19 protein-coding genes and 1 tRNA gene are annotated in these 24073 nt (G+C 55.8%); 11 read left to right on the top strand and 9 right to left on the bottom strand.

Going from position 1 to position 24073, the window contains the following annotated elements; genetic code table 11:
• The first annotated feature begins 19 nt into the window (after positions 1-19).
• From CGZ80_RS00680 to CGZ80_RS00670, 3 genes are all read left to right on the top strand, one after another.
• Positions 20-805, top strand: coding sequence for an ABC transporter ATP-binding protein (locus tag CGZ80_RS00680; protein ID WP_094410845.1), 786 nt, complete (start codon positions 20-22; stop codon positions 803-805).
• A gap of 125 nt (positions 806-930) precedes the next feature.
• Positions 931-2001, top strand: a complete 1071-nt coding sequence (locus tag CGZ80_RS00675) for a DUF1559 domain-containing protein (protein WP_094410885.1) — start codon at positions 931-933, stop codon at positions 1999-2001.
• Positions 2002-2142: 141 nt separating this feature from the next.
• Positions 2143-3150, top strand: coding sequence for a DNA glycosylase AlkZ-like family protein (locus CGZ80_RS00670; RefSeq protein ID WP_158222496.1), 1008 nt, complete (start codon positions 2143-2145; stop codon positions 3148-3150).
• Here CGZ80_RS00670 and CGZ80_RS00665 read toward each other — a convergent pair whose 3' ends face one another.
• Together CGZ80_RS00665 and CGZ80_RS00660 are read right to left on the bottom strand one after the other, a co-directional pair.
• Entirely contained in the window at positions 3151-3444 is a 294-nt protein-coding gene (locus CGZ80_RS00665; protein WP_094410843.1) for a hypothetical protein, read from the bottom strand. It abuts the gene before it with no gap.
• Between the two features lie 75 nt (positions 3445-3519).
• Positions 3520-3593: transfer RNA gene (locus tag CGZ80_RS00660), tRNA-His, on the bottom strand.
• Between the two features lie 344 nt (positions 3594-3937).
• Here CGZ80_RS00660 and CGZ80_RS00655 point away from each other — a divergent pair.
• From CGZ80_RS00655 to CGZ80_RS00645, 3 genes are all read left to right on the top strand, one after another.
• Positions 3938-4690, top strand: coding sequence for a hypothetical protein (locus CGZ80_RS00655; protein ID WP_143543673.1), 753 nt, complete (start codon positions 3938-3940; stop codon positions 4688-4690).
• Positions 4687-5697 carry a hypothetical protein gene (locus CGZ80_RS00650; RefSeq protein WP_094410841.1) on the top strand — a complete coding sequence of 337 codons (1011 nt, stop codon included), beginning with the start codon at positions 4687-4689 and terminating at the stop codon, positions 5695-5697. The genes CGZ80_RS00655 and CGZ80_RS00650 overlap by 4 nt, the downstream gene beginning before the upstream one ends.
• A gap of 191 nt (positions 5698-5888) precedes the next feature.
• Positions 5889-6623, top strand: coding sequence for an SDR family oxidoreductase (locus CGZ80_RS00645; RefSeq protein WP_094410840.1), 735 nt, complete (start codon positions 5889-5891; stop codon positions 6621-6623).
• 118 nt (positions 6624-6741) lie between these two features.
• Here CGZ80_RS00645 and CGZ80_RS00640 read toward each other — a convergent pair whose 3' ends face one another.
• From CGZ80_RS00640 to hisA, 3 genes are read right to left on the bottom strand one after another with little or no spacing between them, the layout of a single operon-like run.
• Complete coding sequence (locus CGZ80_RS00640; protein WP_094410839.1) at positions 6742-7722, bottom strand: hypothetical protein; 981 nt, start codon at positions 7720-7722, stop codon at positions 6742-6744.
• An 11-nt stretch (positions 7723-7733) separates the two neighbouring features.
• Positions 7734-8825, bottom strand: coding sequence for a prolyl oligopeptidase family serine peptidase (locus CGZ80_RS00635; RefSeq protein ID WP_094410838.1), 1092 nt, complete (start codon positions 8823-8825; stop codon positions 7734-7736).
• Between the two features lie 4 nt (positions 8826-8829).
• Positions 8830-9558 (bottom strand): 1-(5-phosphoribosyl)-5-[(5-phosphoribosylamino)methylideneamino]imidazole-4-carboxamide isomerase, encoded by a 729-nt coding sequence (hisA, locus tag CGZ80_RS00630; protein ID WP_094410884.1) that lies wholly within the window; start codon positions 9556-9558, stop codon positions 8830-8832.
• A gap of 184 nt (positions 9559-9742) precedes the next feature.
• Here hisA and rbsK point away from each other — a divergent pair, with 184 nt between their 5' ends.
• The 5 genes from rbsK to CGZ80_RS00610 all read left to right on the top strand — a co-directional run bounded on the left by rbsK (position 9743) and on the right by CGZ80_RS00610 (position 14331).
• A complete protein-coding gene (gene rbsK, locus CGZ80_RS00625) occupies positions 9743-10723 on the top strand; it encodes a ribokinase (protein ID WP_094410837.1) in 981 nt (326 codons plus the stop codon).
• Between the two features lie 63 nt (positions 10724-10786).
• Positions 10787-11776: a sugar ABC transporter substrate-binding protein gene (locus tag CGZ80_RS00620; protein ID WP_094410836.1), complete on the top strand. Its 990-nt coding sequence runs from the start codon at positions 10787-10789 to the stop codon at positions 11774-11776.
• Positions 11777-11780: 4 nt separating this feature from the next.
• On the top strand, positions 11781-12269 hold the full coding sequence (locus CGZ80_RS29180) for an ATP-binding cassette domain-containing protein (protein ID WP_409994526.1): 489 nt from the start codon (positions 11781-11783) through the stop codon (positions 12267-12269).
• The gene (locus tag CGZ80_RS00615) at positions 12224-13327 is read left to right on the top strand and encodes a sugar ABC transporter ATP-binding protein (protein WP_409994525.1); all 1104 of its coding nucleotides are present in this window, start codon (positions 12224-12226) and stop codon (positions 13325-13327) included. The genes CGZ80_RS29180 and CGZ80_RS00615 overlap by 46 nt, the downstream gene beginning before the upstream one ends.
• Positions 13324-14331: an ABC transporter permease gene (locus tag CGZ80_RS00610; RefSeq protein WP_094410835.1), complete on the top strand. Its 1008-nt coding sequence runs from the start codon at positions 13324-13326 to the stop codon at positions 14329-14331. Before CGZ80_RS00615 ends, CGZ80_RS00610 begins: the two co-directional genes overlap by 4 nt.
• Positions 14332-14501: 170 nt before the next feature.
• On the opposite strand, the gene deoC is transcribed toward CGZ80_RS00610, so the two are convergent.
• The 4 genes from deoC to rpoC form a co-directional block, all read right to left on the bottom strand.
• Entirely contained in the window at positions 14502-15227 is a 726-nt protein-coding gene (gene deoC / locus CGZ80_RS00605) for a deoxyribose-phosphate aldolase (RefSeq protein ID WP_094410834.1), read from the bottom strand.
• A gap of 128 nt (positions 15228-15355) precedes the next feature.
• On the bottom strand, positions 15356-18223 hold the full coding sequence (uvrA, locus tag CGZ80_RS00600) for an excinuclease ABC subunit UvrA (protein WP_094410883.1): 2868 nt from the start codon (positions 18221-18223) through the stop codon (positions 15356-15358).
• 110 nt (positions 18224-18333) lie between these two features.
• A complete protein-coding gene (gene nadA, locus CGZ80_RS00595) occupies positions 18334-19479 on the bottom strand; it encodes a quinolinate synthase NadA (protein WP_409994529.1) in 1146 nt (381 codons plus the stop codon).
• A 174-nt stretch (positions 19480-19653) separates the two neighbouring features.
• The gene (gene rpoC / locus CGZ80_RS00590) at positions 19654-24039 is read right to left on the bottom strand and encodes a DNA-directed RNA polymerase subunit beta' (protein WP_094410832.1); all 4386 of its coding nucleotides are present in this window, start codon (positions 24037-24039) and stop codon (positions 19654-19656) included.
• Positions 24040-24073 lie beyond the last annotated feature (34 nt).

The following is a 24073-nucleotide window of genomic DNA, read 5'->3' as shown; positions in this document are numbered from 1 at the left end:
GCGAACCACACGTTGATTTATGAATCACCTTCAAACACCAGCCAGTTCAACTACGGAAATCACCACGGTTCGTGATGCATCGAAGGTATACGCTCAAGGCGATCGCCAAGTCGAAGCGTTGCGCCACGTTGACCTGACGATCGAGCAGGGGATGTTCGTTGCCGTGATGGGGGCGAGCGGATCTGGTAAAAGCACGCTCTTGCATCTCATGAGCGGCTTAACGCATCCGTCGAGTGGTCAGATCTGCATCGCGGGTGTCGACCTGGCGTCGATGTCTGATCGTCAACTCACTCAGTTCCGACGCGACCGAATTGGGTTGGTCTTTCAAGCGTTTAACTTGGTCCCTTCGCTGACAGCCCGCGACAACATCCTGTTCCCATTGTTCGCAGCAGGTCGTACCGCTGACGAAACGAAAGTCAACGAGCTTGCCGAACGTTTGGGGATCCGAGAACGTTTGACACACCGTCCCGATTCGCTAAGCGGTGGCGAACAACAACGCGTCGCGATCGCACGCTCACTCATCACCGATCCCGCAATTGTTTTGGCCGATGAGCCCACCGGCAGCCTTGATAGTGTGACCGGTCAAGCGATCTGCAAATTGCTACGCGAACTTTGCAGCGAACAGAACCGCACCATCGTGGTAGTCACCCATGAACCCAGCGTTGCCGTGTGGGCAGACGACGTGGTGGTTTTGAAAGACGGTGGAATCGTCGAACGTTTTCAAGCAAGCGAATATGGCGACGCCCAGTCACTCGCGGCGCACTACCAACAAGTCGTCGGCGATCGCGAAGCGTCACTGGTGTGACGAATCAATCAGCGTTGAACGCACAAATCTTGAGAATGAGTCGCACACTCAATGCGCCATGCAGCCTGCGACTCACGGAAACCAGCGTGCAACGCGCACGCCCCTCCTCGAACACAATTGATACGATGCCCTCCGATCTTCAACCACCTACACCAAAACTGATTGCTGCCGATGCAAGTCGCTCCCGCCCCGGCTTCACGCTTGTCGAACTTTTGGTCGTGATCGCGATCATCGGAATCTTGGTCGGACTGTTGCTCCCCGCCGTCCAAGCTGCACGGGAAGCGGCGCGGCGCATGTCGTGTAGCAACAACTTGAAACAGGTTGGCTTGGCACTTCACAACTATGCATCGACTTATCGAGAACATTTCCCCAATGCGGGATTCGATGGCATTGGCTACCCGAACGATTACTCGCCGATGGCAAAGTTATTGCCGTACCTCGAGAAAGCCGATGTCGCAAACCTGATCGACTTCAGCGTTCAACTCGGGCACCCACGATTCGATTTACCCGACGCACTTCACGAGGCCGCGGGGAAAGCGATCCCAACGTACCTTTGTCCAAGCGATCCCGAACCGGCAACGCACACCATCGAAATGCCTTCCGGCGCGCCACTGACCATTGCGGGCACGAACTATGGCATGAACCACGGCAGCGGCATGGACAAAATGTTTCACCCGTCATTCGGTGCGTCCGACGGTCTTTGTTGGGTGAATGCAAAGATCCGCTTTGCGAGTCTATTGGACGGGACAACTCATACGATCGCATTTGGCGAAACCATTCGCGGTCCGGGCGGTACACTGACTGATCTTGCCGAAAACCGAAATACGACACAACGCTACCGAGCGTCCGCGAATACGGACGACACATTGCTGGCCGCATTGGACGCGAAAGACACGGACTACGTCTTCGCCCAAAGTACCGGCTGGAATGGCGGCCGACATCTGTATTGGCTCCGTGGCTGCGACCCGAATGGTCCGCTGCTTTGCGGTCGCATGGGGCCAAACTCCCCAGTACCCGACATTGCCAACCGCTCGGCCAAAATTAATTCAGTTCGCAGCTATCACCCCGGTGGCGGAATGGTCTGCTTGGCGGACGGCAGTGTCCAGTTCGTCACCGACTCGGTGGATATCAACCTCTGGCATGCGAGCTGGACACGCCACGGAAACGAGGTCCAATCCATCGCGTCACAGCAGTAACGCAGATTGAACAAAACAGCTGCTCGTGGTTAGATTGATGGGATGAGTAGCATCGAGCGAATAAGCCGCAAAACATTTCGCAACCGTGTCGTCGCAGGGTCATTTCCCCAGTTCACCGGCCTTCGCGAAGCGCTCGAGTCGATGAAGTTTGTGCAAGCCGACCCGATCCGTTCGCCGGCAAGGGCACAAGATCTGATGCTTCGCCAACGGGTGGTAACGTACAGCGCCGGTGACCTAGAACAATCGTTTCCGGATCTGAACGCGGAAGAAGGTTTCTTGTTCGCATACGGTTTTATGACACCGGATGTCTGGCAAGATTTGCGTTGGCGTCCCAAAGGCCGACTGAAGAAACTCGAACGTGAAATCCTTGATGCCGTTGCGGAACTGGGCGAAGCCCATCCGCGTCACTTGGACGAGCGATTCGGCCAAGAATCAGTCACAAATTACTGGGGCGGCAAGTCACGTGCGTCAAAGCAAGTGCTCGATCACTTGCATCATCACGGCTACTTGCGAGTTTGCCGACGCGAAAATGGCATCCGGATCTATCAAGTTCCTGACGACGGCAATCCATCGTCGGTCGATTCATTGTCACGCTATCGCAACCTTGTGCTTGCGACCGCGCATGTTTTTGGCCCGACGACACAGCGATTTTTGGTTTCGGAACTGCGTTATCACAACCATCTGCTCGCCACGCGGAAAGAACGTGTGGCTGTGATCGATTCATTGGTTGACTTAGGCAGCTTACAACACATCGAAGTCGATGGTGTGCGATACCTTTGGATCCGAGACGCTTGGCAAGCAGAGGAAATCCCGGATCAAGTCCGAATTCTTGCCCCATTTGATCCACTGGTTCGTGATCGTGAACGGTTCAACCATTTGTGGGACTGGGACTATCGCTTCGAAGCCTATGTCCCGGCGGCGAAACGGCAACGTGGCTATTACGCGATGCCGGTGCTGTACCGAGACAACGTGATCGGTTGGGCGAACGCTTCGGTCGCCGATCGACGTTTGAATGTCGAGTTTGGATACCACAGGAAACGACCACGCGACAAAACGTTTCGATCGCATTCCGAATCAGAAGTCGAAGCGATGGCAACGTTCCTGGGACTCGAAAGCGGCCAGTGGCAAATCGAACACCGCAAGCCGTAGTCACGCCGTGCCAAACCAAGCATAGATTTCGTTGACGAGCGCATCGGAGGACTCGTTCAAACTGGTCACGATAAAACCAGACCAATTGTCCCATGCGGTTTCGATTCTTGCTTCACCTCGACGAAGTGTTATGACCGAACGGTCAGCCAAGTTGCTGCGAGGCAGACTGTCGGCTTCCAACGCGAATGTCGCTTGGATTTCACTCGTCAATTCGAGGAACGACTCCATCGGGACATCGAACAGCGTGATCGCCAGACGTCCGGAAGCATCGCGTGAGAGTTCTGGGGAGATCATTCGACAGATCGAATAGTCACACCGCTAACAAACGATCGACGGGGCTCACCGCCGAGTAGCGGTATGGGAAAGAAGGGTGGATGACCGGGTTCGAACCGGCGACATCTGGAACCACAATCCAGTGCTCTAACCAACTGAGCTACACCCACCGTCTGAAGCGGGACGCAACAAGTTGCTCCGCCAGATTCAATGACTGTATCCGCCAATTAAAGTTCGGTCAACGGTCCGTTTTTTCTTCCGGAAAACTTTCTAGCCCTGGCCCCCATCGTCAGCTGGGGCAACCCGGGCAATCGGTGTATTTTCCACGTTCGTACGTCGACCCGCGTTGCGTTTGACTGCTGAAAACCTCCATTTTGGGTCTGAAATCCGCCGGGTTCGACGACCTATCGCAGGAGTGCATTTTCCGACGCCGTTCAAACGGGTAACCTATCGCCCCCAGCATGCGTCTTTCGAATTTTTTATCCAACTGATCGCCAGAGAACCGAACGCCTCGATGGCTCGCCGCAAACCGCCCCCAAGTCGCTCGCAAGCATCCGATTCGACAGCCGAACATTCGCCTTCGGAGACGAAGCCTGTCGGCAAACAAACCGATGGTGGCGAATCCAATTCGGACACGACGCCGACGTTCCAATCCCCTGCCGATTCACCGTTGCCATCGCCCTTGGTTCGCAACATCCTGGGCGTTTTTGCAGTCGCTCATTTAGTCGCATTGTTTGTGTCCTACTCGGCGATCATCGAGCCCTCCGCACTGCAGAGCTCGCTGCTCGATACACTCGCCCCGTATCTTCGCGGTACTCACTTTGCTGCCGATGGACGCCGGTTCTACTTGGCACATGCGACACCCGACGAGCAACCACACCGACTGCAAGTCGCGTCGACTAAACCACGCGTTCCGCTGACGATTGACTCGCAAACCGAATGGACCACCGTTGACCCTTCAGGCATTCCCGGACTTGCCGCTTGGGACCGGTACAACAAGTGGATGACGCTGGCGGCAACACTCTCGGAATCCGATCAGCGATCACTCGCGGCAGCGCTTCTAATGCCGTTGATACGAGCCGATAAGACCATCGGTGCGGTTCGAATTGTGCGACTTCCGACACAGCTAACCACTGCCGAACAAGACGCCGCCGGCCCCGCCTATCTGGCTCGCGTCGTTCGCGACGGTGAGCAAATCAATTTGGTCTCAATCGAATCCCAACGCTTGACCACCTCGCCACGCACCGAACGCGAGGCAGCTCAATGAAAAAGACCGCAAGCAAATCCGATCAACAGTCGTCGTGGAACCGATTCTGGTTCCAACCCAGTCCCGTACGCTCGATCGCAGTCACCCAAATCGGCCTCGGACTCGTGACGGCAATGTACTTCATTTCGTCACTCGTTGACGTATCGACCTGGTATCCGGCGGGCGCACCAGCCAGCACGACGAACTTGGCCGAGTTCTTTCGCACCGCCGAACTAACTCGCGAAGCGAGCTGGATGGTTTCGCCGCTGTTCATTTGGGATGCGACGTTCCAAGGCAGCAGCCTGTCCGAAAATGCCTGGGTCTATCGAATTTACTTGATCGCCGGAACGATCCTTTCGCTTTGGCTGGCATTCGCCAATCGCATGGGCACTGGATTTCCCAAACCAATTCGTACCTTCGCTCAGCAAGGCGGGTTGGCACTGGCAACATGGATTTGGTTTGTCGGATGGGCCAACCGAACCGTCCTCATCGCCGGAGTCGCCGAACCCTTGATCAGCATTTCATTGGCCGCGTTGATCTTGGCACCGTTAACCGGACGCAAGCTTTCATCGGAAACAACATTGCCCCAAAGTTGGCGGACGACTTTTGCCAAGCGATTGCTGGCATGCCAAACAACGTTGATCGCGGTAATGACCACCGCCACGATGCTGGCCAGCCCCGTATGGTGGAATGGGACAGGAGCGTACGCCTTGGTGGCCCCCAGCGAAGATCGGTTTATTGACGTGCGAGGCAGCTGGTTTGAAACGCCCTTCGTCTACGAATGCCTGACCCTCATCCTGGTGGCACTGTTGCCGATTGGGCTGTACTTGGCGTGGCACCATCGCACTCGCAAGGCCGGCGTATCGATGATGATCGCATGGAGCGTTTTGGTCGGTATTTTAACGACAAACGTTCTCTACGCGGCGACGCTTGCCATCATTGCGACAACTGTCGGTGATCGAGATACTAAGCATGCCCCCGCCGGAGCGAATGGGGCAGAGACGCTCGGCGGCGGAAGCATGGCTTAGAAGACACGACCGGCCCCCCGACAAGGCGTTTCAACGCTTGCCAGACCGGTGATAATCGCCCTTTGTCTGCGGTCGCTCTTTGGCCAAAGCAACGCGCACACGGACCAGGGACACCTGCCTAACGCGGAAACAGTCCCGACATCCACACACAAAACCACATTTTTTTTGCTCAGCAAACGTAGGTATTCTCAGTGAGTGAGTTGAAAGGAAAAATCGTCGCTATCACCGGCGGCGGAACCGGGATTGGAGAAGGCATCGCGAAGAAGCTGGCAAGCCTGGGTTGCCGCGTTGCGATCGGTGGCCGTCGAATCGAAAAGCTGGAAACCGTTGCCGGGGCGATTGAGTCGGAAACTCCCGTCTTTTGCCACACGATCGATGTCGCCGATACCGACAGCGTCAAAGCGTTTTTCGCCGCCGTGAAGTCGCACTTCGGCGATCCCGACATCCTGGTCAACAGCGCTGGCATCAATATTCAAAAACGCACGATGGCTGAGATGTCCCCAGAAGACTGGGACCGCGTGATGCAAATCAACGCGAGCGGTGCTTATCGTTGCATTTACGAAGTTCTACCCGCGATGCGTGAACGCCACGACGGCTTGGTCGTCAACATTTCTTCGGTCGCCGGCAAACGCGCTATCACCTTGGGCGGCGTGGTGTATTGTGCCAGCAAGTTTGCGATGACCGCACTTGGAACCGCGATCAGCAACGAAGTCCGCAACGAAGGCGTTCGCATCACCAACGTCTACCCGGGCGAAGTCAACACGCCAATCCTGGACAACCGCCCCGCACCGGTCTCACAAGAGCACAAGGATTCGATTCTGCAGCCGGAAGACATCGCAGAAGTCGTCGCGACCATCTGCGCCCTGCCACCTCGTGCGAACGTCCCCGAAGTGGTCGTCAAACCGACCAAGCAAGAGTGGGTCTAGTCTGAACCGGTCGGGCCTAGCGACCGATCAAATCAAAATTTTGCAAAGCGGCTTCGGCGGGATCGCGTTCCCGCCAGGCCGCTTTTTTTTGTCATGTACCCATGCCCGGTTCGCAGAGTTACTGTTCGAGCTGCCATTGCTCGTTAAAGAAGCCCTGCTTGACGATCGTTCCGGGATAGATCGAGTCGTCTTGGTCGGTCACATCGATGACTGCGAAGTCCGGTAGCATCGCGACTTGCCGGCTGTTGCTGACGTTGGAAAACTCACGAAACGTCATCCCACTATTCACGACCAGATATCGATCTGGATTCAGTGGATTGGGATAGCAGAACACGGGTGCATGGTTCGCAGGGTCAAACGTTTCGTCTGCAACCACGAGCTCGTTGCGTGTCCAGCGGATCGGTAGCGAATCGGCGACGTTAAACAGATATCGATTGCTCGAAAAGTCACCGAAACAAATCAAGTGGCTCGTTGCGATCTGGTCATCGGTCAACTCGCGATCGGTCACCACTTGCACGTCACCACGCATCAATCGTTGCCAGCGCTGCTGCAGGTATTCCGTCTCACGATCAATCCAGCGTTGCACACGACCATGACGTGCAGGACGACTGGGCAAAACGATGACAAAACGATCGCAAAACGCGTCATCAATCGGACCTTGCAGTCCCGGGCGTTTGCGGAGTTCCTTGGTTCGGAAGTGCTCCACCACCCAATCACCCGACGAAAGCTTTGCCAAACGGCATTGGAATCCAGGTTGATTGCCGCTATCGACGACATCGAGCTTTTCACCGTCAATCGACAAGTCGATTCCTGTCAGTGGGCCAGCCCAACCCGATCGGGAGAAATCTAATTCCAGGTGCGTCACGCCGGTCGTATTCAACTCGATGCGACCTTCATTCGCTTCGATCGACGCCTCGACCGTGGCCGCGGTCCAGTGCTCCTGCATCCCGGTGACACGCACCCAACCTGCCGTGTTGTAACGCAGCGTGTACGTCGTAAATTGAAGCTTCGGCTCCGGCAAGGTTGTGACTTTTTTGGCCCACGTAGCGAGTTGTGTATCAATCGCGGCTGCGGAATCCTTGTCGATCTTGTGCCCCATGCCAGCCCCGATCACATAGGGAAATTTGAATCCCAGATTCTCGCTTGTTCGACAACGCGATCCGCAGCTCGTTTCTGTTTGTCGACCTCGCCACTGTAAGCGACGACACGGGTGTCGTTTAGGTTCTCCACCCAAGGCAAAACGTCGTACCAGCGAAACAGTTTTTGCATTGTCGGCGTGACTTCAAAAGGCGTCGCCTTCGTCCAGCCTTGATAGACGATTGTGTCGACGAAACCGGCCCCCGGGTTGGCAGCCATCCAATGCGTCGGATCATGCACGGCTAAATGCCAACAGCCTGCCCCGCCCATCGAAAAGCCACGGATCGAAACACGTTGCGAATCGACAGGCACCAAGTCCTTCATCGCATCGATCGATTCGTAAACGTCGGTTTCGCCAGCGAACTTGAACGCGTTGCAGTGCCGCCCAAAAGGGTGCAGAACAAACGTATCTTCCGGAGCGTATTGCCCCACCTTGGTCATCCGTTCGGACAAAAATGGAATCTCGGTGGTCTTGTCACCGCGGCCGTGCAACCAAACGTCCAAGCGGTATGGCGTCGAAGCTGGCTTGCTGTTGTATCCGGCCGGTACAACCACACCGAACGGTTGAAACGAATCATCGATCCGCGAAACAAAGCCGCCAACGAGTGGCTGGGCAAGCGAATCGTTATCCGGATCAAAACCGAGCAACTCCAATCCGCGTTTCCCATCCGTCGCAGCAGCGATTCGACGGTTCGCTTCATCGAGCAACTTGTTGGCGTCGTCGACTTGCGACGTCTTGTAGAACAGGTCTTGGGTGATTGCCAAGCGAACCGCGCGTAGAAGAACCGCCACATGCGGCCGCCATGTCGCGGCATCTACAGAACGGTTCGCAGCCTCATCAAGTGTTGCGGACAATTCGTCCAAACGTTTTTGAAGTGCTTGCCGCGATGGCGAGTCGATTTCGATCCCACGAGGCGGCAGCAAGTTGTACTTTGGTGCCGCAGCGGGTGGTTGTTCCGCGTCGATCGATTGTGCGAGCGTTTTGTTGGGAAGACGGACGGCGAACAGAAGACAGCCGACAATCGTCACGGCGATGGCACATCGATTGCGAAACAAAAGGGACATCCGATTAATGGTCTCCGGCGATCTCGATGACTTGATCCAGTTGCATCACTCCATCATAGATTGATCGCCCAACGATTGCTGCGGGCATCCCCATTTCGACCAGCTTTGTGACGTCGTTGTAATCAGTCACGCCACCGCTAGCGACCAAGGGAATGTCGGTCGCATCCGACATTTGGCGAAGTCCATCGAAGTTCGGACCACTCATCATTCCGTCGCGTGCAATGTCGGTGTAGATAATCGCGGCGATATTGGCCGTCTTTTCTCGCAATTGCTGCGCGAGTTCCACCGCAGGCGTGGTGCTCGTTTCCAGCCAACCATCGGTCGCAACCATCCCGTCGCGAGCATCGATCCCAGCGGCGAGCTTTCCTGGGAACGTGTCGCACATGTTGGCGAACCACTCCGGCCGTTTCAACGCTGCCGATCCGACAACCAATCGCGCTAAGCCGATTTCCAACAGGGCTTCGATCGCCTTTTCATCGCGCACGCCGCCGCCCATTTGGCAGGGCAACCCCGTCTCGGCAACGATTCGCCGAACGGCTTCACGGTTTGCGGTGGGGTCGTCGCCACGTGCCGCGTCCAAGTCGACCAAGTGCAGGCGTTTGGCGCCTAATTCTTTCCATTTGATCGCGAACTCGACCGGATCATCGCCGAAAATCGTTTGCTGGTCATAGTCGCCCTGACGCAAGCGAACTGGTTTACCGTGGCGAAGGTCAATAGCGGGCCAAATTTCCATCATCGGACGACAGGCAAAAATGTGAGGAATCAGATGCGAATGTGTAGACCACAGCATCGCGAATTGCCCACGAATTGACCAGTGGGACAGTGTCGTTCTCCCATCCATTACACTGCATCGCCACCCTGCCGTCATTCGCTCACTCGCCCTCCCCTCCGACACGCCCCATCGCCGCCCGCCTGCTATGACTTCTTCCCAAAACTCGGACCTGACCGCGACAACCTCTCGTCGCCCCAAAATCGCTGTCCTCGGTTCGATCAACATGGATTTGGTCGTCCGCTGCGCAAAACTGCCGACGCCCGGACAGACAATTAGCGCCGGTTCGTTTGATGAAATTCCTGGCGGAAAGGGCGCCAACCAAGCCGTCGCCGCAGTCCGTGCGGGAGGCGAGGTGCACATGATCGGACGTGTCGGCGATGACGGCTTTGGCAACCAGTTGCTACAGCATCTTGAGAACGAAAACGTGAACTGCGATGGCGTTCAGGTGACTGGTTCGTCGCCATCTGGAGTTGCAATCGTCGCGGTCGAACGGAGCGGCGAAAACTCGATCATCGTCGTTCCGGGGGCCAATGGGCAAGTCACCGTCGATGATGTCATACGTCATGGCGATCTCATTCGGCAAAGCGACGTGTTGATGGTTCAACTCGAAACGCCTTTCGACGCGGTCGAGGCCGCGATTCAAGTTGCCAAAGAGAGTGGCGTCAAAGTTATCTTGGACCCAGCACCTGCAATCACACTGCCACCGACGCTGCTAAACGTCGACGTGATCTGTCCAAACGAATCGGAAGCCGCGATCCTCACCGGTCGTTCTTGTGACAACATCGAACAGGCAAAGAAGCTTGCCGAACGACTGCACGAACTGGGTGCGGCGATCGCCATCATTACCATGGGCGAAGTCGGAACAGTGGTCCATGATGGGACACAAACGATGCTGATCGAAAGCCATCGAATCGAAGCTGTTGACACGACAGCGGCAGGAGACGCCTTTGCCGGGACATTGGCCGTGCGGCTCGCGATGGGGCTGTCGCTTCCAGAAGCGATACGCTTTGCGAATGTCGCCGGAGCGCTGGCCGCCTCGGTTGCCGGTGCACAACCGAGCCTCCCAACCGCCGCACAGGTTGAACAAATCGCAGCCCTGAATGCACAACGCCGTACCCAGGTCTGATAAAATCGGCAAAGCCTGTCTTTGGCTTCCTCCCCGCCCCTCCCCACTCCCGCCTATCTCGTCATGCGAATTCGAATCGCAAAGCCATTTGCGTTTTTAATGGTGCTCACGTGCGCTCTTGCTATCGGTTGCTCTCGAGACACAACATCAAGTGAAACCTCGGTTGCACCCGGCGGCAAACCGAAGATTGCACTCATCATGAAGTCACTGGCCAACGAGTATTTCTCGACGATGGCCAACGGGGCTCGCAACCATGCTGAACAGAATTCCGATCAGTACACGTTGATCGTCAACGGGATCAAAGACGAAACAGACTTGAGTGGCCAAGTCGCCTTGGTCGACGAAATGGTCGCCGCTGGCGTGAATGCCATCGTGATCGCACCGGCAGACTCCAAAGCACTCGCCCCGGCACTTCGTAAGGCAATCAAACAAGGCATCGTTGTCGTTAACATCGACAACCAACTGGATCGCGAAGTCCTTACCGCCGAGGGCATCTCGATCCCATTTGCCGGCCCCGATAATCGTAGCGGTGCCAAAAAGGTCGCTGAATACTTGGCCAAGCGACTGCAAAAAGGTGACGAAGTCGCGATCTTGGAAGGCATTCAAACGGCTGCCAACTCGCAGCAACGTGTTGCCGGGTTTGAAGACGCGATGAACGAGTTAGGGGCCGACATTGTTTCCAAGCAGAGCGCTCAGTGGGAAATGAGCCAGGCCAACACGGTCGCCTCATCGATCCTAAGCGAACATCCACAACTGAAAGCGATTCTCGCTGCTAACGACTCGATGGCGCTCGGTGCCATCGCTGCCGTCAAAGCTGCTGGCAAATCGGACGAAGTACTAATCGTCGGCTTTGATAACATCACCGCAATCCAAGACGCCTTGATGTCGGGCAAAGTCCTCGCAACTGCGGACCAATACGCCGATCAACAAGCTGTCTTTGGGATCGAGCTTGCGATGAAACATCTCCAAAACCCGGATGAGCCGGCGACGGACACCGAGACGCCCGTTGACCTTGTGACCGCCGAATCGTTGGCGGAAACGACGAAGGAATGATGGCGTGGGCCAACTCCTTTCGACACATCAACTGACCAAGCAATACGGCAAAGTCACTGTATTGCACGAAGCGTCGTTCGAACTTCGCGACGGTGAACTTCATGCGTTACTAGGTGCCAATGGCGCCGGGAAGAGTACGCTGTGCAAGATGATTGCCGGACTCACGTCATCGACCTCGGGTTCGATGTCACTTGACGGCAGTTCCTATCGCCCGGCGAACAAACAATCTGCGGAAGCTGCCGGGGTTCAGATCATCCAGCAAGAACTGAACCTGATACCGACACTCAGTATCGCCGAGAATCTGTTTCTGTCGTGTCTGCCGCAGGCGCCGGAATCATCCGGCGAAATGAACTCCGCCAACAATCGACGGAAGCACTGTCACGGCTGGGACTCGAGCATCTTGATCCGGCGATACCAGTATCGAAGCTTGGCGTCGGCCAAAGGCAGATGGTCGAAATCGCAGCCGCATTGGCACGCCAATGCAAACTTTTGATTCTGGATGAACCCACCGCAGCTCTCTCCGGGGCCGAAACGGAACGTCTGTTCGAACAACTCGACGTTCTCAAGCAGCGTGGCGTAGGGATGATCTATATCTCTCACCGACTCGACGAAGTCAAACGGATGGCTGATCGCGTGACCGTATTGCGTGATGGCCGCTGCGTCGGAACGGAATCCGTCGACAACCTTTCGACGGATGACATGGTCGATTTGATGAGCGGGAAGCAGAACGTTGCAAGAGAGTCACCGGGACATATCACGCTGCATCCGTTCAAAAGTTTTATAGCGGACGATCAACCTTCGGCCTTGCAGGTCCGATCGCTGAGTTGTGGCATCGTTCGTGACTTCTCGTTCTCGGTCAAGTGCGGTGAAAAGTTTGGCATCACTGGATTGGTCGGCAGCGGTCGGACAGAACTGTTGCGGGCCATCTTTGGCGCAGATGTTGCCGAATCCGGCGCTGTTCAAGTCGGCAACCGATTTCCGCAGCGGTTCCGGCATCCACGCCACGCGGTGCAGTCTGGTCTCGCGATGGTGACCGAAGATCGCAAAGACAACGGTTTGCTGTTGTCGCAATCGATTCGTCACAATGTTTCACTCGCCTCGCTTCGCCAACGTTTTTCGCGGTTGGGTTTGATTCAACAAACTCGCGAAGGCACCGTGTCCCAGCAACTTTGTAAACAGCTGCAAACTCGCTGCACCAGTGACGATCAACTGGCCGGCACACTTAGCGGTGGGAACCAACAAAAAGTGGTGATTTCGAAATGGCTTTCGAGTGATGCAGACGTCTATCTCTTTGATGAACCGACACGGGGGATCGATGTCGGGGCGCGGCGTCGAATCTACCAACTGCTCGATGAGATCGCGTCGACAGGCAAAGGCATCGTGATTGTCAGCAGTGATTTGGATGAGTTGTTCGAAACCTGTGATCGGATTGCGGTCATGAACCAGGGACAACTCATTCGGACGTTCTCGCGAGGCGAATGGAGTGAGGATTTGATCTTACAAGCCAGCTTTGAAAGGCCTCCGCACTCGCCCGTAGGAGTCCAACAATGAATCAAACTGAATCTTTGGCCGCCTCTGGTCGACCAATCACTGGACTGCATCGTCACGTCATAAAGTCCGTCGTTGAGTACGCCGGACTTTTAGCCGTGCTGGCGATTTTGGTGATCTTGTTTTCGAGTTTGACTGAAAACTTCTTTCGAGTGCAAACGGCCCTGACGATCGCCAATAGCAGTCCCGATTTGATCTTCGTCTCTGTTGGAATGACATTGGTGCTGATCGTCGGAGGCATCGACCTTTCCGTCGGATCACTGCTAGCACTTGGCGCCGCGGTAATCGGCGTTGCAATGACGGATTATGAACTTGGACTCATCAGCGCGGTCGGTCTTTGTCTGTTAGCGACGACCGTCTGTGGATTCTTGAGCGGCTTTGTTTCCGCCTGGTTTGCGATCCCATCGTTTATCGTCACCCTCGGGATGCTCGAAATGGCGCGGGGTGGGACAAAACTGATCACCGCCTCACAATCCATCTACATCGGCAGCCGATTCGAATGGTTTGGCGAACCGATCGAATGGTTGGCTTTGTCCCCGTCATTCCTGATCGCAATCTCGACCGTGTTGATCGCCCAATTCCTGCTGACGCAAACCGTCTATGGCAGATATTGCGTGGCGATCGGCACCAACCGCGAAGCGGTGAAGATGAGCGGTATTCGAACAGCGCCGATCTTTGTCGCGACGTTTGCGATCAGTGGGTTGCTTTGCGGCCTGGCTGCGATTTCGCATACGGGCCGACTGCTAACGTCCGACCCCAACGCGGCACGTGGGTTAGAACTTTCAGCAATCGCGGCATGCGTGATTGGTGGGACCAGTTTGATGGGAGGACGTGGCAGCGTGATCGCGTCGTTTATCGGAGTCTTGATCATCGCCGTGCTTCAATCTGGGCTGGCCCAGATGGGAGTGGATGATGCGATCAAACAGGTTGTCACCGGTGGCGTGATCATCTTGGCGGTGCTGCTGGACGCCCTGCGTCAGCGTCTTTCGATGCGAAGCAAGGCTTGAAAATGGATCGACCGAGCGGTCAGGGTCCGAGCGCAGCGATGGGACTCGTCGCCTCGTCCACCACGGTGGCAGCGACGGCTAGCAGCTATGGGACTCGTCGCCTCGTCCACTACGGTGGCAGTTAGTAGCGATGGGACTCGTCGCCTCGTCCACTACGGTGACAGCGACGCTTAGTAGCCGCTTGGGTTGGCGATGTCGGCGACGTTGATTTCGGGTAAGCCGAGGTTCTTGCGGACTTCGTCGAGCATCGGTTTGGTCTTGCTGGCACCGACGCGGCTGACACCCATTTCACGGACTTTGATCAACGTTTCCGCATCGCGAACACCGCCTGCGGCTTTGACTTGCACATGATCTGCCGCATGCTTCCGCATCAGCGTTAGGTCTTCCATAGTCGCACCACCGGTCCCATAGCCCGTGGAGGTTTTGACCCAATCGGCGTTCAGTTCGTTGCAGATCTCGCAGAGTTTGATTTTCTGACTGTCTTCGAGATAACAGTTTTCGAAGATCACCTTCACCTTTTGGCCGGCCGCGTGGACCGGTTCGATCACGGCTTTGATGTCGGCCGTCACGTAGTCCCAGTCACCGCTAAGGACTTTGGAAATGTTGACGACCATGTCAAATTCTTGGCAGCCGTCTTTGATCGCCTGCTCGGTTTCGGCGACTTTCATTGCCGTCGTGTGGCCACCGTGCGGGAATCCGATGGTCGTGGACGCCTGGACGGTACTTCCGGCCAACAGTTCGGCACAGCGTTTCAGGTAGTAGGGCATGATGCAAACGCTTGCGACATCATACGCGAGCGCGAGTGCGATCCCTTCGTCGAGCACTTTGTCCGTCATTGTTGGATGCAACAACGAGTGGTCGATCATCTTCGCCAAATCTTCGTAACTGTGTGCCATCGGACCGGTCTCCGGTTTTTGTTTGGTTCATCGTTCGTGCGAGCGATGAGTTTACCCGACGCGATCGACTTTGGCAGTGGGTTTTGACTCGCTGAAACGGCGGCCAACACTCCAGCGGCTGCCCATTGTCAAAAGCTCAGAATCCGACCCGTTTGGCTTTTCGAGTTTTGGCGTAGCTGTTCGGGGGTTCCAACCGCAACGACCTGACCGCCGTGCTTACCGGCTCCCGGCCCCAGGTCAATAATGTGGTCTGCCGAAAGCATCAGCAACGGATTGTGCTCGACCACTAGCAGCGAATGCCCGTCGGCGATCAAGGCATCAAAGCAATCGACCAGCCGTACCAAGTCATCGAAGTGCAAACCGGTCGTCGGTTCATCCATGACAAACAGAGTCTTCTTTCGACTCGCCGATGCCAAGAATGCGGCAAGCTTTAATCGCTGGCCCTCGCCACTGGAGAGCGTGGTCGCGGATTGCCCGAGTGGCAAATATCCAATGCCAACATCGATCATCCGTTTCAGTCTTGCCTGGACTTTTGCCGCTCCACGGAAAAATTCATAGGCTTCTTGCGCCGTCATCGCCAAGACGTCGGCAATGGTACGATCTCGATAGCGGACTTTTAAAATGTCGTCCCGAAATCGTGTCCCACGACACTCCGGACACTGCATCGCGACATCCGCCAAAAACTGCATGTCGATCTGTTGCACGCCCGCGCCTTCGCATGCAGGGCACTGTCCCTTGCTGCTGTTAAACGTGAAGTGACTTGCGGTCAGACCTCTCGCCTTTGCTTCGGGGCTCTCGGCAAAAACCTTGCGGATCGGATCGAACGCTTTCAAAAACGTCACTGGGCAGCTTCGCGGCGAACGGCTGATCGGCGATTGATCCACTGCCACACAGTCCTGGATCTGCCCAAGACCGGTGATCGATTCGAACGGCAATGGCTTAACCGTTTGTCCCAACTTGCGTTGCTGAATCGCGGCAAGCAACGTGTCTTGGACCAGCGAGCTCTTTCCGCTGCCAGAAACACCAGTAACGACGCACAATACGCCAAGCGGGATTTCGACGTCGACGTTTTGTAGGTTGTGTCCGGAAGCACCACAAAGCGAAATTTTGCCATGTGGTTCACGAGGAGTATGTGAACGGAGCGTCGTACCACGCTTTCCAGTCAAATATTGACCGGTCAAGCTGTCCGTCTCTTTCAGCAAAGCCTTCGAGGTCCCCTGAAAGACAACTTCTCCGCCACGTGCCCCTGCCCCTGGTCCGATCTCAACCACATGATCCGCTTGCTTGATCATGATCTCGTTGTGTTCAACAACGATCACGGTGTTGCCACGGTCGCAAAGCTTGCGAACACAATCAACCAACGCTTCGACATCCACCGGGTGCAGCCCCGCCGTCGGTTCGTCCAACACGTACAGCATGTTGACCAAGTCGCCGCCCAAAGCACTGGTCAGTGCGACACGCTGCGTTTCACCACCAGACAAAGTCCGCAGCGGCCGATCAAGTTCCAAGTACCCCAATCCAACTGATCGTAGATAACCGATGCGATCATCGATTTGACGCATTGGTTCCTTGGCGATTTCTTGCTGCTTGGCACCGAGCGGTGTTTGGTCGAAATACGCAGCGACGTCGGCGGCACTCATCGACAACAAATCGGCGACTGACTTGTCACCAACCCGATAGGCCAGGGCTGTTGGCTTGAAGCGTTTCCCGTCACACGCGTCGCAGGTCCGATAGCTGCGGTAGCGCGAGGCAAACACTCGCACGTGCATCTTGTACTTTTTGCGTTCTAGCCATGCGAAAAAACCATCGAGTCCACCAAACTTGCGCTCACGCACGCCTTCGGTGACGACGCGGAGTTGTTTTTTGGTGAGCTTGGAAAACGGAACATCGACGGGAACATCATAGTCATCGGCCAAATCCAATAACTCTTCGAGCTCATGCGAGTAAGCCGGCGTACTCCACGGGGCGATCGCACCGTCACGGATCGAAACGGACTTGTCGGGCACGACCAAATCCATGTCAAACTCAACGAGCTCGCCAAAGCCTTCGCATTTTTCGCACGCGCCCAGAGGGTTGTTGAAATTGAATAACCGCGGCACCGGGTCGGGATAGTCAAGATCGCAATCGTCGCAACGCCGGCTGTCACTAATGATGGACCTTTCAAAGGATCGGCCATCAACGGACATGAATTTGCCCAACACTGCCGGGCCTTCGCGAACGACGTCACCGTCACTCACAAGTTCGGTCAAGATCACCGCCCGACCGTGACCTTCCCCCATCGCCGTTTCGATCGATTCGGTCAATCGCCCGAGGTCGCTCTCCGGCGAGACGCGATCGACCACGACGATACACTCGATGCCGCTTTTAGGGATCTTCTTGGCAAGCTCAGCTCGGTCCGAATCGGACAAGTGAAATGAGACTCCGTCGACAATGATCCGCACAAAACCGTCTTGCTGAAGCCCCAGCAAAATCTCACCACCCGACTTTCGATCGGGTAGCCAAATCGGAAAACCGATCATCGCCCGTTTGCCGCTGGCGTGCAGTGATTCGGCGGCGCTTGTTGGATCATCCGCAGTGACCGGCTTGCCACATCCGACACAGTACAACGTCGCGCACTTGGCGAACAACAAACGCAAGTGATCGGCAATCTCGGTCGCGGTGGCAACGGTACTACGGTTGTTCTTCGATCCGCTCGCCCGCGTGACTGCGACGGCAGGCGGGATGCCAGTGATGGAGTCACAGTCGGGCTTGTCGAGTCGCTGCAGAAACTGCCGCGTATACGCCGAAAAGCTTTCGATATAGCAACGCTGGCCTTCGGCATACAACGTATCGAGTGCCAGAGACGTTTTCCCGCTGCCGGAGAGTCCGCAAAACGCGATCAACTTTCCTCTTGGCAAGTCGAGATCGATATCTTTCAAGTTGTGAACACGGCATCCGCGTAGTGAGATTGTCGCGTCCGCACTCGCAGACTTTCTTTTTGATTTCGTTGTCGGCACAGAAGAGTCTTCATCCAAGTTCAGCAGGGGCACATCGAGATCCTAGATGCTCGCCAAGGTCGTCATGTAAGCGAAGCATAGTTCGTGCAATCCCAGCTTTGATGCGGTACCTATTTGACCGCCAACATACGTTCGAGCGCAACCAAGCTCCACTTGGCCACTTCGGGATCCACTTCGATCGTGTTCACCGGGGTGCCGTCGCGAAGGTTCTCCAAAGACCAACAAAGGTGCGGCAAGTCGATTCGATACATCGTCGCACACATACAAAGGACAGGACTGAGAAAATGAATCTCTTGCTCGGGGTGCTCTGCCTTTAATCGATTGACGAGGTGCAACTCGGTTCCGATCGCCCACTTGGTTCCTGGTTCGGCTTCACGCACCGCCTTAATAATGAATCCGGTACTGCCCGACAGGTCAGCGATGTCGTTGACGTTTCGCGGGCATTCGGGGTGGACCAGAATCTTGATCCCGGGATGCTGCTTGCGAAACATGTCGACGTGTTCAGGGCGGAACATTTGGTGCACACTGCAGTGTCCTTTCCAAAGGATGACACGGCTGTTTTCGATTGCCGCTTCGTCGTTGCCACCCAATTCCAGTTCATACGGATCCCAAACCGGCATCTGGTCTTCGGTGATGCCCATCTTCAGCGAGGTGTTACGTCCCAAGTGCTGGTCGGGGAAAAAGAACACGCGATCGCCCCGTTCGAATGCCCATTCCAACACAGCACGTGCGTTGCTGCTGGTACAAACGATGCCGCCGTTGCGTCCGCAAAACGCTTTCAAGCTGGCGGCGCTATTGATGTACGTCACCGGAATCACACGTTCGGTATCGATGATTTCCGACATGTCTTGCCAGGCCGCTTCGACTTGATTGATCGCAGCCATATCTGCCATCGAACAGCCCGCGGCCATGTCCGGCAAAATCACACGGACGCGTTCACCGCGTTGATCGAGCTTTTCCGGACGATTGGCCAGGATGTCTGCGGTCTCGGCCATGAAGTGAACGCCACAGAAAACGATCGTTCGGCACGCATCGCTTTCGGCGGCCATTTGGGACAGTTGATAACTATCGCCACGGAGGTCCGTGTGCTCGACCACTTCGTCTTGCTGATAGTGGTGACCGAGTATCAACAATCGATCGCCAAACTCCTCTCGCACCGCCGTGATCCGCTCGATCAGCTGCTCGCTGGTCATCGATTTGTAGTCCGCCAACGCGTGTTTGGCGTGCTCGTTGGGGTCTTTCGTCGCGGTCGGCAAAGATGACAAGTTCACGGATGGGTCCTGGAAAAAGTAATGTTTCGCATCCGCCATTGTATCGAATGGCAATAGGAATCAAGAACCGCCCGGGTGGAAGCCGGTTCACAAAAAAATCCCGCTCGCGCCGGTGACGCGAGCGGGATTTTGAATCAGTTTCGATCGAGTCCGATCGGCTTACTCGCCCATTGGAGGCAAGTCGCCGCCGAGCATCGGTGGTTGCTCGCCGGTGTCGGCCAATGTTGGGTTGGCATCACCCATCAGACGCGTCGCGTCGTGGTCGATTGGGCTGCTGCTAGGAGCTCCCATTGCGGTGTCACCACTTTCCAACAACGGGAAGCTTTGCGTCAGGTCAGGAACGGCGTTGGTGACCGCTTCCTCAACCGCTTCGGGACGGTAATTGACTTCCGATTCTTGGAAGACGCGGAAACCCGTACCGGCTGGAATGAGGTGTCCCAAAATCACGTTTTCCTTCAGACCGACCAACTTGTCGACCTTGCCGGCCAATGCCGCTTCGGTCAACACCTTGGTGGTTTCTTGGAACGACGCCGCCGAGATGAACGAGTTCGACTGAACGGCTGCCTTGGTGATCCCCAGCAACTGGGTGCTGGCGGTTGCCTTTTTCGGCTTCTTACCCTTCATCGGGGTTCCGCCTTGGGCTTCGATCTTGGCGTTCGTTTCTTCGAACAATTCCTTCGGAATGATAACGCCTTCGGTGTAATCGCTGTCGCCCGCATCAACGACCTTCAAGCACTTCGTCAGTTCTTGGTTGGCGTGACGGAATTGGAATCGGTCGATCACCAAACCTGGCAGCAGGTTGGTATCGCCGGGCGATTCGACTTTCACCTTACGCAACATGCGAGCGATGATGATTTCGCAGTGCTTATCGTTGATCTCTACCTTCTGTGCTTGGTAGACCTGTTGGATTTCGTGAAGCAGGTACTGCTGCACCGCTTCTTCACCCGAGACACGCAGGATGTCGTGGGGAACCAACGGGCCGTCCACCAGTGATTGACCGGCACGCACGATGTCGCCGGTGTGCACCAAGAAGTGCTTACCGGTTGGGATCATGTGTTCGCGTTCGATACCCGATTCGCTACGGACCAACATGGTCGTCTTACCACGTTTCTTCTCTGGCAAGATTTCGACTTCACCGTCGATCTCGGCAATGATCGCAGGGTCTTTCGGTTTACGAGCTTCGAAGATCTCGGTAACCCGCGGCAGACCACCGGTGATGTCCGAAACACCACCGCTGTCGCGTGGGATTTCAGCAAGGACGGTACCAGGCACAATCTCTTGACCGTCGACGACCGAGATGGTCGCACGCTCGGGCAAGAACTGCACGTTGAGTGCTTTGCCGGTGTTGTCTTCGACGACGATTTGAGGGTGCAAATCACCCTTGTGATCGACGACGACCAAGCGGTTCTTACCGGATGCTTCACGTTCGCTACGGACCGTTTCGCCTTCGACGATGTCCTCGAAGCGGACCTTACCGGAAACTTCCGACAGAATCGGCACCGAGTAGGGGTTCCATTCGCAAAGCGTTTCGCCTGGCTTGACCTTCTGACCGTCTTGGACCAGAAGGATCGAACCGGTTGGAATCGGATAGCTTTCGAATTCACGACCGCGATCGTCGACCAACGCGATTTCGCCGTTACGGGTCAGAACGACCTTACGACCGTCCTTGTTCTCAACCGCACGGATCCGAGTCAGACGAACCTCACCGGACTTCTTACTCTTGATGTCCGACTGCTGCATTTCCTTGCTCACCGAACCACCGATGTGGAACGTACGCATGGTCAGCTGTGTACCGGGTTCACCGATCGACTGAGCAGCAATGATACCGACGGCCATGCCTTCTTCGACCATGGCACCGGTTGACATGTCCATGCCGTAACAGCGACGGCAAACACCAAGCGGTGCATCGCAGGTCATTGGCGAACGGACTTGCAATTTTTCCAGCCCCATCTGCTCGATCTTGCGAGCGATTTCGGGCGTGATCATCTCGTTTTCTTCGACGATCACTTCGTCGGTCACTGGGTTCACGATCGACTTGCGACTGACACGACCATTGATCGAATCGGCAAGACGAACTTCGACTTTTTCACCGCGGTAGACAACACCCTTGGTGATGCCTTGCGTGGTGCTACAGTCGTCCATCGTGATAACCACGTTCTGAGCGACGTCGGCGAGCTTACGTGTCAGGTAACCGCTGTCCGCCGTCTTCAGGGCGGTGTCGGCCAGACCCTTTCGTGCACCGTGCGTCGAACTGAAGTATTCGAGCACCGACAAACCTTCACGGAAGTTTGCCTTAATGGGCGTCTCGATAATTTCACCGGTTGGTTTCGCCATCAGACCACGCATACCGGCCAACTGACGAATCTGGGCGATACCACCCCGTGCACCGGAGTGACTCATCAAGAAGACGGGGTTGATGTACCAGTCGCCTTTTCGCGTGTCGCTCTCCATCGCGGCCATCATGTCGGTCGTGATCAATTCACGAGCCTTGGTCCATTCGTCGAGCACCATTTGGTAACGTTCGTCGTTACCCATCAGACCGCGGTCATAGTCTTTCTTCAGACGCATGACTTCCTTTTCGGCGTCCTTGATGAAGCCGATCTTGGAGTCCGGAGTCACGAGGTCGTCAGTACCGAACGACAGACCACTTCGCGTCGATTCACGGAAGCCCATCTGCATCATGTCGTCAAGCAGGTGAATCGTCTGACGACGGCCAAGACGCTGGTAGCAATCGCTAATCACGCCTGCCAAGTCACCGCTGCGCATCGCACGGTTGTAGTAATCCATCCCGTCGGGAAGCATTTCGTTGAACCGAACGCGTCCTGGGGTGGTCTCGATGATCTGGCCGTATTGCCCATCGTTGTTCTCGGTCTTGAGACGCTGGTGGCGGGGCAGACGCATCTTGATTTTGGCGTGCAGGTCGACGGTGCCTTGTGCGTAGGCAAACTCGACTTCCTGGTAACCACTGAACGTCATGCCTTCGCCACGGCGGTCGGGCAGTTCGCAAGTCATGTAATAGCAACCCATCACGATGTCCTGCGAAGGACTCATAATCGGTTTACCGTTCGATGGCGCGAAGACGTTGTTGGTACTCATCATCAACGTATGAGCTTCAACCTGTGCTTCGATCGAAAGCGGCAAGTGGACCGCCATCTGGTCGCCGTCGAAGTCGGCGTTGAAGCCTTTACAAACGAGCGGGTGCAGGTTGATCGCGTTGCCTTCAACCAAGGTCGGTTCGAAGGCTTGAATGCCCATCCGGTGAAGCGTGGGAGCACGGTTCAGCAGCACGGGGTGGTTGGTGATGACCTGTTCCAGGATATCCCAAACTTCCTCGTCCTTACGCTCCAGCATCTTCTTTGCCGACTTGATGGTGTCAGCGTGGCCGAGTTCTTTCAGGCGGCGGATGATGAACGGCTGGTACAGTTCGAGCGCGATCTTCTTTGGCAGACCGCACTGGTGTAGCTTCAAACGAGGCCCGACGACGATGACCGAACGTGCCGAGTAATCGACACGTTTACCGAGCAGGTTTTCACGGAAACGACCCTGCTTACCTTTGATCATGTCCGTCAACGACTTGAGCGGACGGTTGGACGATCCGAGGACGGGACGCTTGCAGCGGTTGTTGTCAAACAACGCATCGACCGATTGCTGCAACATCCGTTTTTCGTTGCGGATGATGACTTCGGGCGCGTTCAGGTCGACAAGCTTGCGAAGACGGTTGTTCCGGTTGATGATCCGACGATAAAGGTCGTTCAAATCGCTGGTCGCGAAGTTGCCGCTGTCCAGCAAAACGAGGGGACGCAAGTCGGGAGGAATGACCGGGATCACGTCCAGCACCATCCACTCGGGACGGTTGTCGCTGTCACGGATCGACTCGACGATCTTCAAGCGGTTCGTCAGGTCTTTCTTCTTTTGCTTGCTGCCGGTTTCGTCCAGCTCGATGCGAAGCTGTTCGGACAAGGAAACCAGATCCAGTTGGTTCAGCAACTTGCGAACCGCTTCGGCACCCATGTCGGCTTCGAACGATCCGACGCCGTACTGTGCACGAGCGGCGCGGAACTCTTCTTCGGTCAACAGCTGTTGGTGCTCGAGGTCGGTCTGACCTGGGTCAATCACCACGTAGTCTTGGAAGTAGATGACTTTTTCCAAGGAGCTGGTTTTCATGTTCAGCAAGTTGCCCAGACGCGAGGGCATTGCTTTGAAGAACCAGATGTGAACGACCGGAGCAGCAAGATCGATGTGGCCCATGCGTTTACGACGCACGCGACTGTGAGTGACTTTCACACCACAGCGGTCACAGATCATGCCTTTGTATTTCATCCCACGGTATTTACCGCAGGCACATTCCCAGTCTTTTTCGGGGCCAAAAATCCGTTCGCAAAACAGACCGTCTTTTTCTGGACGGTAGGTTCGGTAGTTGATTGTTTCGGGCTTCTTGACTTCGCCGAAGGACCAACTCTTGATGTCCTGCGGTCGCGCCAACGAAATCCGAACCGAAGCGTAGTCGTTGATGCGATCGTAGTTGCTGGTTTCGCCAATCGACATGATATGTGAGCCTTTAGCAGTGAGCGGTTGAGCT

This window comes from Rhodopirellula sp. MGV (genome assembly GCF_002251265.1).
In the GTDB taxonomy this organism is placed as follows: Bacteria; Planctomycetota; Planctomycetia; order Pirellulales; family Pirellulaceae; genus Stieleria; species Stieleria baltica_A.
This window is presented reverse-complemented; position numbering and strand designations above follow the sequence as displayed.